The organism is Methyloversatilis sp. XJ19-13, from assembly GCF_024580155.1.
GTDB lineage: Bacteria > Pseudomonadota > Gammaproteobacteria > Burkholderiales > Rhodocyclaceae > Methyloversatilis.
The window spans coordinates 238,434-252,906 of the sequence record NZ_JANINH010000001.1 but is presented as its reverse complement, the minus strand read 5'-3'; the positions used below and the strand labels follow the sequence as shown (position 1 = coordinate 252,906).

Here is a 14,473-nt window from a genome sequence, read left to right as displayed (position 1 = left end):
CCGCTACTGCCTGATCGCTTCCAGCTCGAACGTCAGCGCCACTTCGTCGCCGACCAGCCCCTTTTCCACGCCGTAGGTCATGCCCCATTCGCTGCGCCGTATCGTCGTGCGCGCCGAAATGCCCAGCGTGTGTTTCTTGTGGCCGAACGGATAACTGGCCGCCTTGTTCAGCGTCACGTCCAGAGTGACCGGCCGGGTCTGGCCGAGCAGCGTGAGCTTGCCGGCCAGCTTGCCGGCGGTCGGGCTGGTCGTTTCGTATCCCGTCGCTTCGAACACGATGTCCGGATGCTGCTTCGCATCCAGAAAGTCGTTTTCCCGGATGTGGTTGTCGCGCGCCTTGTGATTGCTGAACACGCTTTCGGCTGACACCACGACGCGGCCCGAACTCAGCTTGCGGGTCTGTTCGTCATAGACGAAGCTGCCCTTGCCCTTCAGGAACAGGCCGAGGATGTCCGCGTAGCCGATGTGGGCCACCCCGAACCCGATCGAAAAGTGATCAGGATCGATGTCATAGGTGCGCGGCTCGGCCTGTGCAGCCGTGGCGACTGTGCCGCAGGCCAGCGCGACGAGCAGCGGACGGTACAGGTGCTGCAGCAGCGGATGCATCGTTTTCATGGAAAGCCCTCCCGGTTGGAGTCGGAAATCCGACGAAGTCATGCGTGTGTCCGCCGCCGATACAGCCAGCGGATGTCGATGAAAAACGATGTCGCGAGCGCCAGCAACGCGCTGCCGAGCAGCGCGGCAGTGGTGCGCGCATCGACGGCCGGCAGCAGGCACACCAGCAGACAGGCCACCTGCACCACGCACACCGTCTTGCGGCGCAGGCTGTCCGGCAGCGGGCGATCGAGCCAGCGCCAGACCGGCATCGCGGCGACGAAGGCGTAGCGCATCGCGCCGATCGCCAGCACCCAGGGCGCGACCTTGCCGAGCAGTACCGGCGCCAGGCACAGCACTGCGATCAAAAAGGCGTCGAGTTCCATGTCGAAGCGCGCGCCGAACTCGCTGGCCGAATCGAAACGGCGGGCGACCCAGCCATCGACGCCGTCGAGCAGCAGCGCCGCGAGCGCCAGCATGGCGAAAGGCGTCGCCTGCGCCGCAAGCGCAGCCGGGCTCGCCAGCGTGCCGGCCAGCACGGCCACCAGCAGCGCGCGGAACAGTGTCACGCGGTTCGCCGCGCCCAGCGGCCGGCGTCTGTCCGGCCTGTGCCGCAGCAGCAGTGCCGCCATCACCACGTACACACCAAGTGCAGCACCACCGACCCGCAGCGGCAGATCAAGCGCATGCGTGAGGACGGCTGCAAGGATGGCGAGCAACGCACCACCCGTCAGCAGATCCACCCACATCGATGGCACCGCGTCCAGCGGTCGCGCATTACCCAGTCCTGCTGCCAAGCCGATCTCCCTTAACGCTGTCCGGAGGACTGCATGTCATTCGCCGTGCAACCTTCCGGTGGTGGCGACACGTCCATCGGCCTGCATACTTCCACTTGCGTTTCGATACCCTGAAGCACCTAATCGTTCGCTCACGATGAAAAACCATGCCAACTGACATGTCCATCGACCCCACGTCCGCATTCTGGACCGTCGCGCCCGGCACCGGCGAATTGCGCACCGAAGTGCTGCCAGTGCTGCGCGCCGGTGAAGTACGCGTGCGCGCGCTGTACAGCGGCATCAGCCGCGGCACCGAAAGCCTCGTATTCCGCGGCGAAGTACCGGCAAGCGAGTACCAGCGCATGCGCGCGCCGTTCCAGCAAGGCGACTTCCCGGGGCCGGTGAAGTACGGCTACATCAGCGTCGGCATTGTCGAGGACGGCAGGGGCGAACAGGCTGCCGCGCTGCACGGCCGCACCGTGTTCTGCCTGCACCCGCATCAGCAGCGTTACGTGGTGCCCGTCGACGCGGTCGTACCGCTGCCCGACGGCCTGCCGGCTGCGCGCGCGGTACTCGCCGCCAATATGGAAACCGCCATCAACGCGGTGTGGGACGCCGCGCCCTCGGTCGGCGATCGCATCGCGGTGATCGGCGCCGGCGTGGTCGGCACGCTGGTCGCCTGGCTGTGCGCGCGCATCCCGGGCACCCGGGTCGTACTGATCGATATCGACCCGGGTCGCGCCGCGCCGGCCGCGGCGCTCGGCCTCGCCTTGCGCGCGCCGGACACGGCCGAATGCGGCCGGGAGTGCGATCTGGTCATTCACGCCAGCGGCAGCGCCGCCGGTCTGCGCAGCGCGCTGGCGATCGCCGGCTTCGAAGCCACCGTGATCGAAATGAGCTGGTTCGGTCAGCAGGCGGTCGCGTTGCCACTGGGCGAAGCCTTCCACGCAAAGCGCCTCACGCTGCGTTCCAGCCAGGTCGGTCACCTGCCACCCGCGCGGCTGCCGCGCTGGTCTTATCGGCGGCGCATGGAACTCGCGCTGTCGCTGCTCGTCGACCACAGTCTGGATATCCTGATCAGCGGCGAAAGCGATTTCGCCGATCTTCCCGACCTGATGCCCGCGCTGGCCGCGGATGGCGCGGGTGTGCTGTGCCACCGCATCCGCTACCCGGCCACCTGACATCCAGCCCTGTTTCTTACACCAAGGATCTCCCATGTACAGCCTCACCGTCCGCGACCACATCATGATTGCGCACAGCTTCCAGGGCGAAATCTTCGGCCCGGCGCAGCGCATGCACGGCGCCACCTATCTGATCGACGTGTGCTTCCAGCGCGCCGAACTCGACGCCGACGGGCTGGTGATCGACATCGGACTCGCCAGCACCGTGCTGCATGACGTGCTGGCCGACCTGAACTTCCGCAATCTGGACGAAGAGCCGGCGTTCAGCGGCAAGAACACCACCACCGAATTCATGGCACGCGTGGTGTTCGACCGCATCGCAGCCGCCACGCGCGACGGCCGGCTGGGCGACAGTGGTCGCGGGCTGGACCGGCTGAAGGTGACGCTGCACGAATCGCACGTTGCCTGGGCCGGCTACGAAGCGGATCTGTGACGCTGCATTTCATCGTCGCGGGCGACCCGGCGCAGCACACCGGCGGCTACCGCTACGACGCACGCATCGTGGCCGCGCTGCGCGCGCGCGGCTGGACAGTCGAGGTGACCGGCCTGCCCGGCCGCTTCCCGGACGCCGACGACACGGCGCGCCGTGCTTTGCAATGCACGCTGGCCGCACTGCCCGACGGCAGCGCCGTGGTGATCGACGGTCTGGCACTGGGCGGCATGCCCGACGTCGCGGCAGCGCACGCCGGGCGGCTGCGCCTGATCGCATTGATCCACCATCCGCTGGCCGACGAGACCGGTCTCGACGCCGACCGGCGCAGCGCCCTGCTGCACAGCGAATGCGCAGCACTCTCGCACATGGCCGGCATCGTCACCAGCAGCCGGTTCACCGCGCGCCGGCTGGCCCGGTACGGCGTCGGCGGCAGACCGCTCGCCGTCGTCGAGCCGGGCGTCGATGCCGCGCCGCTGGCCGCTGCCGACCAGCAACCGCCGCGCCTGCTGTGCGTCGCCACGATCACGCCGCGCAAGGGCCACGATGTACTGGTGGCGGCGCTGGCATCGGTCGCCGACCTCGACTGGACCTGCGACTGCATCGGCTCGACCACGCGTACGCCGAGCCATGCAGCGCAGGTGGCCGCGCAGATTTCCGCCGCCGGTCTCGACGCGCGCATCCGCCTGCACGGCGAATGCAGCGACGCCGCACTGGCCGCCGCCTGGCGGGCGGCCGACCTGTTCGTGCTGCCGTCGCATTACGAAGGCTATGGCATGGTGATCACCGAAGCGCTGGCACATGGTCTGCCGGTGCTCACGACGACTGGCGGCGCGCTGGCCGACACCTTGCCGCCGGGCAGCGGTGTCGCCGTACCTCCGGGTGACGCCCCGGCTCTGGCGGCCGCACTGCGCCACCTGATCGGCGACGTGTCGGCCCGCCACGCGCTGCGCGCAGCCGCACGCGCCCGGCGCGCCGACCTGCCTGACTGGACCGCCGCCGGCGACGCCTTCGCCGCCGCACTGCGGAACCTGCTTGCCATGGAGGACCACGCCGCATGAGCGCCCCGCCCCGGCGCCTCGACGTACCGCACCCGGACACGGTTTTCGACGCCGGCTGGCTCGCTCTGCGCCGCCCGGCCGACACCGCCGCCCGCGCCGACCGGCTGAACCGGCTGGCGCACGACTGGCTGTGCAGCCGGGTCGGCCGGCCGCTGCGACTGATCGATCTGGGCAGCGGCAGCGGCGCCAATCCGCACTACCTCGCGCCCCGGCTGCCCGGACCGCAGCACTGGCAATTGGTCGATCACGACCCGGCGTTGCTCGAGCTGGCGCAAGGCAGCTGCGGCGCGCTGTGCGACGGCGACGGCCGGCAGGTCGGGGTCGACACGCTGCTGCGCGCACTGCACATGCTGGCCGAAGACGACTTCGCCGGCAGCGATCTGGTCAGCGCTTCGGCGCTGATCGATCTGGTCGACGAAGGCTGGCTGGTCCGCTTCGCCGACGCCTGCGCCGATGCGGGCTGCGCGGTGCTGATCACGCTCAGTGTCGATGGTCACTGGGCGATCGACGATGGCGAGGCGGCTGATCCTGATGACGCCTTCGTGCGCACCGCATTCAATGCACACCAGCAAAGACACAAGGGCGCCGGTGCAGGCGATGGTGCGGTCAGGACGTCAGGCCCGGCACTCGGCGCGCGCGCCGCGCCGCGGCTGGCCACGCTGCTCGAGGCGCAGGGTTATCGCGTCACGCTGGCCGACAGTCCCTGGTTGCTGCACACCGACGACGCCGGCCAGCGCGCACTCGCGGCCGCCCTGCTCGACGGCTGGCGCGGCGCAGCCGCTGAACAATGCCCGCATGCCGCCGCGCGCATCGAGGCCTGGCACGCGCGCCGGCAACTGGCGCTGGCGCGCGATTCGACCCGGATCGAAGTCGGCCATTTCGATCTGTACGCCGAGCCGGGTGTCCGCACATGAACCAGGGGCGCCTCCTCTGGCGCTATGCGATCGGTGCCGCGCTGCTGATCGGGCTCGCCGTCACGCTGGACAGCGCAGCGATCGGCGCGGCCATCGGCGGCGCATCGCCCGGCTGGCTGATCGCCGCCATCCTTCTGAGCGTGCCGCAGGTGGCGCTTTCGGCTTGGCGCTGGCGCTACACCGCCACGCGCCTGGGCGCGCCACTGGGCAGGCGGCAGGCGTACGCCGAGTACTACCTGGCCACCTTTCTGAACCAGGTGTTGCCGGGTGGCGTGGCTGGTGATGCCGCGCGTGCCTGGCGACATGCGCGGGATCTGGATGCCGGCCATGCCGCCTGGCAGGCGGTGGTGATCGAGCGCGCATCCGGCCAGTGCGTGCTGCTGCTGTGCGCGCTGGCTGCACTGGCCGCATCGGTGCCGCTGCGGTCCGCGCTGGCGCAAGCCATCGACGGTCGACCCGGCAGCGGGATCATCGGCGCGCTGCTGGCCGGCGCCCTGGTGGTGGCGGTGGGCGTGGCTGTGCTGCTGCGCCGCCGAGGTCAGCTGTCCGGGCGCATCGCTGCCGTGCTCGGGCGCGGCCTGCTGGCGCGCAACGTGTGGCCGGTGCAGCTCGTGGCGTCGGCGGGCGTCGTGCTGAGCTACATCACCATATATATATGCTGTGCGCGCATGATCGGCGTGACGCTGCCGACGGCCGATCTGTGGCCGCTGGTGCCCTGGGTGCTGTTCGCGATGGCGATCCCGCTGTCGGTCGCCGGCTGGGGCGTGCGCGAAGGCGCAGCCGCCCTGATCTGGGCGGCTGCGGGGCTGGACCCGGCGCAGGGCGTGGCGATTTCCGTGACGTACGGTCTGGTGGTGCTGCTGTCCAGCCTGCCCGGCGCGCTCGTTCTGCTGCGTCAGCGCGCCCGCATCGCGTCCAGTTCCAGATCGAACAGCGTGTCGCTGCCGCAGGCATAGCTGCGACAGCGCGGCCGCAGCGCCTCGTCGAGCGTGCCGATCGGCGGCAAGGTCAGACCCGGTCGGCCGGAGCCGATCAGCAAGGGCGCGACCATGACGTGCAGCCGGTCGAGTGCGCCGGCCTGCAGAAAGCGCGACACGGTCACTCCGCCTCCTTCGATCAGCACCCGCTTCAGGCCGCGCGACGCGAGCAGCGCGAGCACCGACTGCGGCGCGAATCCGTCTGCATCCGTGGTCAGCTCGACGCGCTCGACGTGCCCGGCGGCGGACACATCGGCGCACTGACCGGCTGCGACCACATGCAGCGTCGGCGCATCCGCCTGGTCGAACAACGGTCCGCTGCTTTGCGCGCGCCCGCGCGGATCGAGCACCACGCGCACCGGATGCGGCCCGGCGACATGGCGCACCGTCAGTTGCGGCTGATCGGCATCCGCCGTGCCGACGCCCACCACGACCGCATCGACCACGGCACGCACCCTGTGCAGGTGACGACGCGCCTCGTCGCCATTTATATAGTGCGAATGACCGCTGTCGGTGGCGATGCGTCCGTCCAGGCTCTGGCCGATCTGCGCGATGGCGAGCGGCGCGCAACGCGCCACCAGCGGCAGAAAGATGTCGAACAGCGCCGCCGCAGCGGGGCCGGCCGGCGGGGTGCTCGTCCACCCGCCGCCCGGCGCCACGTCGAGCGTGACATGCTCATGACGGAAACTTGTCAGCCCGATTGCGGACCAATCGACGCAACGGGCCTGAAGGACGAGGGCCCATGCTTCATCTTCGGCGACTTCGGTCAGCGACATCCGCAAAGCATTCCTTCATGGGGTGACTGCCTCGACACGACAACGGACGGGCAACGAGCGCCTTCAGACAACATCGATATCGAATCCAACATCAAATCGGAAACACGACATGCGCCAAGCCGAACGAGCCCTGTTTGACCTGCGACGCGGCGTCCCGGTGCTGCTGGCCGACCTCGGCAGCGACACTCTGATCCTGCCGGTCGAAGCACTGACCGACGATGCGCTGGCCGATGCGCAGCTGCTGACCGGCAGCGTGCCGCAACTGGTGCTGTCGCGCCATCGCCTGGCATCACTCGGCCACCTTATCAGCGATGAGGCGCAGGCGCTGACGTCGACCGGCGTGACCGACAGCGCGCTGCTGCGCCGGCTGGCCAGTGCGCGCGACGCCCGGCTGCCGGACGGCCTGCGGCGCGCGCCGGCCGGCACGGCTGCCGCGGCTGCGCGGCGCCTGCTCGGACGCGCACAGCTGCTGCCGGCGGCCGTCGCCTGTCCGGTGCTGCCGGCGCGCGCCGCAGGCCGTCCGGCCGCCGGGCGTCCCCCCCCGCGCGGTGCTGCGCCGGGTGCCCCGGGCGCGCGCCGCCCGGCGGCCGGACGGCCGGCGGCGCGCCCCGGCCGGCACGGCTGCCGCGGCTGCGCTGCGCCTGCTCGGACGCGCACAGCTGCTGCCGGCGGCCGTCGCCTTTCCGGTGCTGCCGGCGCGCGCCGCGCTGGTCGCCGCCGAAATCGCCAGCGGCAACCTGCTGTCGGTCAGCACGCCCGACGTGCTCGCGCTATGCGACGGCGGGCATGGCGTACTGGCGCGCATCAGCGAAGCACGCATACCGTTGGCCGACGCCGACGAAGCCCGCTTCGTGCTGTTCCGCGAAGCCGACGGCCTGCGCGAGCACGTCGCCATCGTCATCGGCGATCCTGACGACTGGGCCGAGCCGGTGCCGGTGCGGCTGCATTCGTCCTGCCTGACCGGCGATTTGTTCGGCAGCCTGCGCTGCGACTGCGGCGAACAGCTGCGCCGCGGCGTCGCGTCAATCAATGCGCAGGGCGGTGGCGTGCTGCTTTACCTGTCGCAGGAAGGGCGCGGCATCGGCCTGGCGAACAAGCTGCGCGCCTATGCGCTGCAGGACGACGGCCTCGACACGATCGACGCCGACCAGGTCATCGGCTTCGGCGACGACGAACGCGATTTCCGCATTGCGCACCAGATCCTCGACCAGCTGGGCGTATCGCGCGTGCTGCTGCTGACCAACAATCCGGGCAAGATCGACGCGCTGCGCCATGCCGGCATCAATGTGGTGGCGCGGCAGGCAATCTATGGCGACCTGACGTCGCAGAACCAGCGCTACCTGGAAACCAAGGCGCGCCGGCAGGGACACAGCCTGGGCGAACTGCTCGGCATGCGGCCGCTGGCCGACGGCGCGGGTCGTGCCTGAGCACATGCTGGGCGGCTCAGTGCGGCGCCGGCTTGAGCTGCGCCAGATCGAAGTCGTGCGCCTCGTCGATCAACTGCGCCAGCCGGGCAGCGAAGTGATCGACCAGCCGGGCGCCCAGTGCGGCGCTGGCGTCCTGCGCGTTCCCGGCGGCGCCCGAGCCGTGCAGGTCCTGCGCCATCCAGCCGAAACCCGCTTCCCCTTCCGGACCGAGCAGGCAGCCGTCGGCAGCCATCCGCGCGCCCAGACTACGGAAGTCGCCGAGCGCCTCGCGGCGCACCGCGTGCGGGGCCAGATGCAGCATCATCGACGCTTCCAGCGCGCCGCCGTGCAGGCCGTGACGAAGTTCGTCTGCATCGAGCACGCCCGACGGCAGTGCGAAGCGGAAGTAATTGGCGCGCACCACCAGCATGCCGTGTGCGGCACGCAGCTTCAGCGCGGCCAGATCGACCAGCGCCTTGTTGCCGCCATGGCTGTTGAACAGCACCAGGCGGCGGAAACCCGCGCGCGCCACGCTGTCGCCCAGTTCGCCCAGCACGGCAAGCGCGGTTTCCGGGCTCAGGCTCAGGGTGCCGGCGAAACCGGTGTGTTCCAGACTGAGCCCGACCGCCAGCGGCGGCAGCACGCACACCGGCACATCGGCGCGCACACGCGGCAGGGCTGCCGCGACCAGTCCGTTCGCGATATCGAGATCGGTGCTCAGCGGCAAGTGCTCGCCATGCTGTTCGATCGCCGCCAGCGGCAGCAGCGCCACGCCATCGCGTGCGGCGCACCGCGCTATACGCTGCGGCGTCAGGTCCTGCCACCACGGGCTTTCGCCCGACTTCCCTTCCCCTGCACCGTCTGCCATGCCGTGTCTCCGTTGTATGCCCTGTCGCTGCCCGTCCGGCCCGATACTACCGGGCGGTCCGACAAGACAGCGAAATCTGCACCACGCCTGCTGCCCCGACCACGCAGCGTGAGCCACGAAATCAGAGCCCCCGAGGCCCGAGCCCAGTGATGCCCCACCCGACCGCGCCGCTTCAAAGCCTTCTTCGACTGTTGCTTGCGCTGATCGTGCTCAACGCGCTGCTCGCGTTCGGCAATCTGTGGCCGGGCGCCTGGCCGCGGCCGGAGGCACGTCTGTCGGTCGACCTGTTCGCCGGCCTGCTTGCGCTGGTGCTGTGGGCGCACTGGCGCGGCGCCGTGTCGGCGCGCGTGACCGGCGTCGTCGCCGCGCTCGCCAGTCTGTGGGTGCTGCTGCACTACATCGACGTGACCATTCCGGCGCTGCTCGGCCGGCCGGTCAATGCCTGGTGGGATGGCCGGCACCTGTGGCAGCTGGCCCGCATGGGTGGCGAATTCGCCGCCGGCTGGCAGATTGCCGCCGTACTGCTCGCCACCTGCGCCGGGCTGGCACTGCTGTTCATGCTGGTGCGCGCCTGCGTGCGCGCAATATCCGCGGCGGCCGCCACGCCACGCTGGCAGTTACCGCTGGCCGCGCTCGGCAGCGCCGTGCTGCTGACGCACGGCGCGGCGTCGATTGCCCACCATGACCTGCAGCGGATGTTCGCGCCGCCGGTCGGCACGATGGTGGCGGCGCAGGCCACCCTGCTGAGCCGCGCGTTGTCGCGCAGCGCGGGCGAACGACAGCTCGGCGCAGGGCCGGCGTTCGACGGCGACATCGCCGCGCTCGGCGGTGCCGACGTGTTCGTGCTGTTCGCCGAAGCCTATGGCGCGATCACGCTCGACCGGCCGGAACTGGCCGCGGCGCTGGCCGAGCGGCGCCGCGCGCTGCAGCAGGCACTCGACGCCAGCGGCCGGCAGGTCGTGTCGGCGCGCGTCACTTCGCCCACTTTCGGCGGTGCATCCTGGCTGGCGCACGCGGCGCTGCTGTCCGGCATCGACACGCACGACCCGGACGACTACGCGCTGCTGCTGACCACGCAGCGACCCACGCTCGTCAGCCACTTCGCGCAGCATGGCTACCGCACCATAGGCTGGATGCCCGGCCTGCAGCGCCCCTGGCCCGAGGGTGCCTTCTACGGTTTCGACCGCCTAGCAGACGCCGACAACACCGGCTACGCCGGCCTGCCCTTTGGCTACTGGCGCATTCCGGATCAGGTGTCGGTCGCGCTGCTGCAGCAACAGGAGCTGCCGGACGCCGAGCCCGGCCTGCGCACCGTGTCGCTGCGCAGCGCCGACCCGTCCGTGCCGCGCACACCACGCTTCATCGTGTTCCCGACGCTCACCACGCACGCGCCGTTCCGGCCGGTGCCGCCGTATCTGGCCAACCCGCAGCGACTGCTCGCGGCCGACGCGTTCTCGGATGAGGACGTCAGCCGGGCGCTGACTGCGCCGGTGTCATGGACCGACCCGACGCCGGCCTACATCGACGCGATGCACTACCAGTTCGACTGGCTGACCCGCTGGCTGCGTGAAGAGGCGCCCCGGCACATGCTGCTCATCGTGATCGGCGACCACCAGCCGATCGGCGGTGTCACCGGGCCAAATGCGTCATGGGAGGTGCCGGTGCATGTGATCGGCACCGACGGGGCCTTGCTGGCGCGTCTGGAGGAGGCCGGATTCCGTCGCGGGCTGCAGCCCGACGTGACGGCGATCGGGCAGATGCATGGCCTGACGCAAACGCTGATCGACGCATTTGCCGGCGACTTCAGCCGGCCGAACGCCCGGACGCCCTGAGTTTTGCCGGAGTGAGACCGAGCCGGGCGTGCAGCACGCGGGTCATGTGCGCCTGATCCGAAAACCCGCACGAGGCGGCAACTTCCTTCACCGCCAGATCGCCGATCGTCAGCAGTTCGCGCGCCCGCTTCACACGCTGGTCGATCACGAAGGCGTGGGGGGCGCGCCCCTGGGTTTCGCGGAACCGTCGACTGAAGGTGCACACGCCCAATCCAGCCGCTTCCGCCATGTCTTCCAGCGTCAGCGCCTCGTGCAGCCGCGATTCGATCAGATCGAGCACGCGCCGCAGCTGGGCGGACGACAATCGCCCCGGATCGTTCGATGAACGGAAGCGCACATCGGCGTAGTTGCGCAGCAGGTGCACCGCAAGCTGGGTGCCGAGCGCCTCGACGTACAGCGGGCCGCCCATGCCGTTCTGCTTCGCCTCACTGGTGATGGCGTCGGTGATGGCGACCAGCGTCGGGTCCTTCGCGCACAACACATCACGCAGCCTCACCTCGGCCACCGAGCGTTCGGTCACCTCGCCGGCCACGCGATCCATCAGCGTGTTCGACAGGTAGACGTGCGACACGTCCAGATCATGCGTCCAGCGCCAGTGCGACGCCTGCGACATCGTCAGCAGCGATGCGTCGCCCGGCGCACAGTGCGCGCGCGACCAGCGCTCGTCGAAGCAGCGGTTCATGGGTGTCTGGCCAGCGCTGTAGCGCACGACCATGAAGTGATCGAGCGGGGGGATGGCCACGTCCAGCCCGGTGTAATGATAGGCCCGGTGGGAAACGCCCTTCCAGCCGAGCTTGTCGCTCGACGACAGTACGGTTCCGGGCACCCAGTCAAGCAGCTCTTCCGGTGTGATGGCGCGTCCCATCGATTTTCTCCTCCTGCCGGTCCGGTGCGGCCGATCGCCTGCCCTGAACGGTGTTGTCGGGGCGGCTTCCGCGTTCGACACGTGCCGACGCCATGCATTCCCCGGATCGAGCTTACCAGAGCGTCGCCGGCCCGGCTGTGACCGGGTCGCGGCGATTGCGTGCCGCTGCCGACATGAAAACGGGGACCCGAAAGGCCCCCGTTCCGTACGTACGCGACCGGCGACGCCTTACTGCATCCTGAACCCGGCGTAGTTCGACGCCGTCACCTCGTCACACTTCTGACGATAGGTGCCGACACCGCCGATGTAGGACAACAGGCGGCGCGGTTTGCCTTCGATGTTCGAGCCCATGTACCAGGAGTCGGTCTTGGTCACCAGCGTCGCGTTGGCAATCTCGTCGTGGTGCTCGACCCACTTGTCTTCCGTTTCCTTCGTCGGCTCGATCACCTTCAGGTCATGGCTTTCCATGTACTTGATGCAGTCGGTCACCCAGTCGACCTGCTGCTGCAGGCAGGTCGTCATGTTGCAGAACGCCGCCGACGGCGCCAGCGGCGCGGCGGTGGTGAAAAGATTGGGGTAGCCGTTCACCATCAGGCCCATGGTGCTGCGGATGTCCTTGTTCCAGTCTTCGGTCAACGAGCGGCCGCCGCGACCCCGGATGTCCATGCGGGTCAGCGCGCCGGTGCCGGCGTCGAAACCGGTGGCCAGGATGAGCACATCCAGCTCGTGGAGCTTGCCGTCGGCCGTCTTCACGCCTTCCGGTGTCACGCACACGATGGGCGAGGCCTTCACGTCGACGATCTCGACGTTCGGGCGCAGGAAGGCTTCGAGGAACTGCGTTTCCAGCGGCACGCGGTGGGTGCCGAAACCGTAGCTGGTCGGGATCAGCTTTTCGGCCAGCACCGGATCCTTGATGCGTTCGCGCATTTTCTCGCGCACGAATTCCGAAACCTCGTCATTCACCTTCTGATCGGTGAACATTTCCGGATAGAGCGTGAGCCAGAAGCTCAGCGAGCCGTCGGCCCACACCTTCTCCATCAGTTCGCGGCGCGCTTCCGGCGTCATGTTGTAGAAGCTGTCGCCGGCGAAGTCGTAGTCGAAACCGGCGAAGGTGCCCTGCACACGCTTGCGCATGTCGTGGAAACCTTCCTTCTGCGCCGCGCGGTCGCTGTCGCCATATTTCGGGTTGCGCATCGGGATGATGTACTGCGGCGTACGCAGGAACACCTTCATGTGGCCGACCTGGCTCGCAATGGTCTGGATGACCTGGATGCCGGTCGCGCCGGTGCCGACGACGCCGACGCGCTTGCCGGCGAGCTGCACCGGCTCCTTCGGCCAGCGTGCGGTATGGAAGATCGGGCCCTTGAAGGTTTCCTGCCCCGGGAAGGTCGAGGTCAGCGGCGCCGACAGCATGCCGGCGCACGACACGAAATACTTTGCGTCGAGCACTTCACCGGAATCGGTGCGGACATGCCAGCGGTTCGTCGCCTCATCAAAGCGTGCGCCGACGACACGGGTGTTGAAGCGGATGTCCTTGCGCAGGTCGCAGCGGTCCGCGATGAAGTTCAGGTAAGCCTCGGTCTCCGGCTGGGCCGGGAAGCGCTCGCTCCAGTTCCATTCCTTCGCCAGTTCTTCGGAAAACCAGTACTGATAGATGTAGGCCTGCGAATCGACGCGCGCGCCGGGGTAGCGGTTCCAGTACCAGGTGCCGCCGACGGCCGAACCGGCTTCGATGGCCACCACGTTCAGGCCCTGCTGGCGCAGCCGGTACAGCTGGTACATGCCGGCCACGCCGGCGCCGATCACCACCGCGTCGAAAGTCGTCACCTTGCCCTGCGCCTCGGTTGCCTTGGCAGCCACGGTCGATGTATTCATCTTGTCTCCTCTTTTATGGGTCTGCGAGCCGGTCACTGGCGCGCCGCGGGTGGTGCAAGACTAACCGTCTCGCCGGACGAATGCCATTGGAGCCCGACTGTAGAGACAAGCGCGCCGCGAGGCTTGAACAAAAGCGGCGATTGCTTGAACGAAACGGGCGGCGATGATGCGTTCAGCGCTTTCGGCGGACGAACTTCACGAGGCTCAGCTGCGCGTAGTTAACGGGCTTTCCTTCGATTGTCGCAGGGCGAAAGGTCGAACCGCCGACGCGGGAACGCACGTAGCGCACCGCCGAATCTTCTATTTCGTGTCCCTTGATGACCAGTACCTGGATGGTCTGCACCTGCCCGAGCTGGCCGATGACGAACGCCACGGCAACCAGCGTTTCTTCCTTGTTCCATATCGCGTCGGGCCAGTGCGCATTCTTTCCCCACGCGACACGCTCGGGCCCGACCTTGGGCACGCCAGCGAACTCGGCGGCCTTCCACGCCAGATCGGCTTCGGCGAACGCCGGATCCTGACGTGAAGCAAGTTCGATCACGGCCACGATCCGCTGCGGCGTGAACACGTGGGCATAGTCGATCTCTTCCATGGACATGAACCCACCTGCATCGACCTCGGGCGGCGCGGCGCGGGCCGGCAAGGCAAGGCAGCCCAGACAAAGCAAACAGAGCAGACGACCAATCACAGCGCCTCCACGATTGAACGAAACGGAATCCGGATTATGACGTGGAGCGCCACTGCAACGGGAACACAGAAGGAGCGAATGCGCGAAACACAGTCAGGCTTCTGCACGGGCCTCGGTGGTCAACGCCATACGAACATATGCGTATTGCCTTGCAGTACGTCCTCTGAACAAAATATACACAGCAGGCATGGCGCATTCTCGGCCCCGATCCGGGCACCGTGACGACCGGG

General features: G+C 68.7%; 15 protein-coding genes. 7 read left to right on the top strand and 8 right to left on the bottom strand.

Annotation, left to right across the window (positions count from 1 at the left end; genetic code table 11):
* Positions 1-3: 3 nt before the first annotated feature.
* The gene (locus NMQ14_RS01325; protein WP_257092768.1) at positions 4-615 is read right to left on the bottom strand and encodes a YceI family protein; all 612 of its coding nucleotides are present in this window, start codon (positions 613-615) and stop codon (positions 4-6) included.
* Positions 616-653: 38 nt separating this feature from the next.
* On the bottom strand, positions 654-1,391 hold the full coding sequence (locus tag NMQ14_RS01320; RefSeq protein ID WP_257092766.1) for a CDP-alcohol phosphatidyltransferase family protein: 738 nt from the start codon (positions 1,389-1,391) through the stop codon (positions 654-656).
* A 158-nt stretch (positions 1,392-1,549) separates the two neighbouring features.
* Between NMQ14_RS01320 and NMQ14_RS01315 the strand changes: the two genes are divergently transcribed.
* Genes NMQ14_RS01315 through NMQ14_RS01295 form a run of 5 tightly spaced genes read left to right on the top strand, consistent with a single transcriptional unit; the run spans position 1,550 to position 5,912 of the window.
* Entirely contained in the window at positions 1,550-2,551 is a 1,002-nt protein-coding gene (locus NMQ14_RS01315) for a zinc-binding alcohol dehydrogenase (protein WP_257092763.1), read from the top strand.
* Positions 2,552-2,585: 34 nt separating this feature from the next.
* On the top strand, positions 2,586-2,984 hold the full coding sequence (locus NMQ14_RS01310) for a 6-carboxytetrahydropterin synthase (protein WP_257092761.1): 399 nt from the start codon (positions 2,586-2,588) through the stop codon (positions 2,982-2,984).
* On the top strand, positions 2,981-4,042 hold the full coding sequence (locus tag NMQ14_RS01305) for a glycosyltransferase family 4 protein (RefSeq protein WP_257092760.1): 1,062 nt from the start codon (positions 2,981-2,983) through the stop codon (positions 4,040-4,042). Before NMQ14_RS01310 ends, NMQ14_RS01305 begins: the two co-directional genes overlap by 4 nt.
* The gene (locus tag NMQ14_RS01300; RefSeq protein ID WP_257092759.1) at positions 4,039-4,956 is read left to right on the top strand and encodes a hypothetical protein; all 918 of its coding nucleotides are present in this window, start codon (positions 4,039-4,041) and stop codon (positions 4,954-4,956) included. Before NMQ14_RS01305 ends, NMQ14_RS01300 begins: the two co-directional genes overlap by 4 nt.
* The gene (locus NMQ14_RS01295) at positions 4,953-5,912 is read left to right on the top strand and encodes a lysylphosphatidylglycerol synthase transmembrane domain-containing protein (RefSeq protein WP_257092758.1); all 960 of its coding nucleotides are present in this window, start codon (positions 4,953-4,955) and stop codon (positions 5,910-5,912) included. The genes NMQ14_RS01300 and NMQ14_RS01295 overlap by 4 nt, the downstream gene beginning before the upstream one ends.
* Here NMQ14_RS01295 and NMQ14_RS01290 read toward each other — a convergent pair.
* Together NMQ14_RS01290 and NMQ14_RS01285 are read right to left on the bottom strand one after the other, a co-directional pair.
* Positions 5,852-6,709 (bottom strand): RibD family protein, encoded by an 858-nt coding sequence (locus NMQ14_RS01290; RefSeq protein ID WP_257092757.1) that lies wholly within the window; start codon positions 6,707-6,709, stop codon positions 5,852-5,854. The genes NMQ14_RS01295 and NMQ14_RS01290 overlap by 61 nt on opposite strands.
* Before the next feature lie 91 nt (positions 6,710-6,800).
* A complete protein-coding gene (locus NMQ14_RS01285; RefSeq protein ID WP_257092756.1) occupies positions 6,801-6,989 on the bottom strand; it encodes a hypothetical protein in 189 nt (62 codons plus the stop codon).
* 280 nt (positions 6,990-7,269) lie between these two features.
* Between NMQ14_RS01285 and NMQ14_RS01280 the strand changes: the two genes are divergently transcribed.
* A complete protein-coding gene (locus NMQ14_RS01280; RefSeq protein ID WP_257092755.1) occupies positions 7,270-8,136 on the top strand; it encodes a GTP cyclohydrolase II in 867 nt (288 codons plus the stop codon).
* Positions 8,137-8,152: 16 nt separating this feature from the next.
* Here the strand turns inward: NMQ14_RS01280 and NMQ14_RS01275 are convergent, their stop codons facing one another.
* Positions 8,153-8,983 (bottom strand): creatininase family protein, encoded by an 831-nt coding sequence (locus tag NMQ14_RS01275; RefSeq protein ID WP_257092754.1) that lies wholly within the window; start codon positions 8,981-8,983, stop codon positions 8,153-8,155.
* Positions 8,984-9,132: 149 nt separating this feature from the next.
* Here NMQ14_RS01275 and NMQ14_RS01270 point away from each other — a divergent pair, with 149 nt between their 5' ends.
* Positions 9,133-10,815: a hypothetical protein gene (locus NMQ14_RS01270; RefSeq protein ID WP_257092752.1), complete on the top strand. Its 1,683-nt coding sequence runs from the start codon at positions 9,133-9,135 to the stop codon at positions 10,813-10,815.
* Here the strand turns inward: NMQ14_RS01270 and NMQ14_RS01265 are convergent.
* From NMQ14_RS01265 to NMQ14_RS01255, 3 genes are all read right to left on the bottom strand, one after another.
* Entirely contained in the window at positions 10,787-11,680 is an 894-nt protein-coding gene (locus NMQ14_RS01265) for a helix-turn-helix domain-containing protein (protein ID WP_257092750.1), read from the bottom strand. The two genes, NMQ14_RS01270 and NMQ14_RS01265, sit on opposite strands and share 29 nt — an antisense overlap.
* A 228-nt stretch (positions 11,681-11,908) precedes the next feature.
* Positions 11,909-13,555 carry an NAD(P)/FAD-dependent oxidoreductase gene (locus NMQ14_RS01260; protein ID WP_257092748.1) on the bottom strand — a complete coding sequence of 549 codons (1,647 nt, stop codon included), beginning with the start codon at positions 13,553-13,555 and terminating at the stop codon, positions 11,909-11,911.
* A gap of 172 nt (positions 13,556-13,727) precedes the next feature.
* Positions 13,728-14,243 carry a hypothetical protein gene (locus tag NMQ14_RS01255; protein ID WP_257092745.1) on the bottom strand — a complete coding sequence of 172 codons (516 nt, stop codon included), beginning with the start codon at positions 14,241-14,243 and terminating at the stop codon, positions 13,728-13,730.
* Positions 14,244-14,473 lie beyond the last annotated feature (230 nt).

Excerpts from the sequence above, each read along its gene's own strand:
- NMQ14_RS01290 (WP_257092757.1), bottom strand. The coding sequence starts at position 6,709 with ATGTCGCTGACCGAAGTCGCCGAAGATGAAGCATGGGCCCTCGTCCTT.
- NMQ14_RS01295 (WP_257092758.1), top strand. The coding sequence starts at position 4,953 with ATGAACCAGGGGCGCCTCCTCTGGCGCTATGCGATCGGTGCCGCGCTG.
- NMQ14_RS01310 (WP_257092761.1), top strand. The coding sequence starts at position 2,586 with ATGTACAGCCTCACCGTCCGCGACCACATCATGATTGCGCACAGCTTC.
- NMQ14_RS01325 (WP_257092768.1), bottom strand. The coding sequence starts at position 615 with ATGAAAACGATGCATCCGCTGCTGCAGCACCTGTACCGTCCGCTGCTC.
- NMQ14_RS01275 (WP_257092754.1), bottom strand. The coding sequence starts at position 8,983 with ATGGCAGACGGTGCAGGGGAAGGGAAGTCGGGCGAAAGCCCGTGGTGG.
- NMQ14_RS01270 (WP_257092752.1), top strand. The coding sequence starts at position 9,133 with ATGCCCCACCCGACCGCGCCGCTTCAAAGCCTTCTTCGACTGTTGCTT.
- NMQ14_RS01285 (WP_257092756.1), bottom strand. The coding sequence starts at position 6,989 with ATGGCGCGACAGCACCAGTTGCGGCACGCTGCCGGTCAGCAGCTGCGC.
- NMQ14_RS01260 (WP_257092748.1), bottom strand. The coding sequence starts at position 13,555 with ATGAATACATCGACCGTGGCTGCCAAGGCAACCGAGGCGCAGGGCAAG.
- NMQ14_RS01300 (WP_257092759.1), top strand. The coding sequence starts at position 4,039 with ATGAGCGCCCCGCCCCGGCGCCTCGACGTACCGCACCCGGACACGGTT.
- NMQ14_RS01265 (WP_257092750.1), bottom strand. The coding sequence starts at position 11,680 with ATGGGACGCGCCATCACACCGGAAGAGCTGCTTGACTGGGTGCCCGGA.
- NMQ14_RS01315 (WP_257092763.1), top strand. The coding sequence starts at position 1,550 with ATGTCCATCGACCCCACGTCCGCATTCTGGACCGTCGCGCCCGGCACC.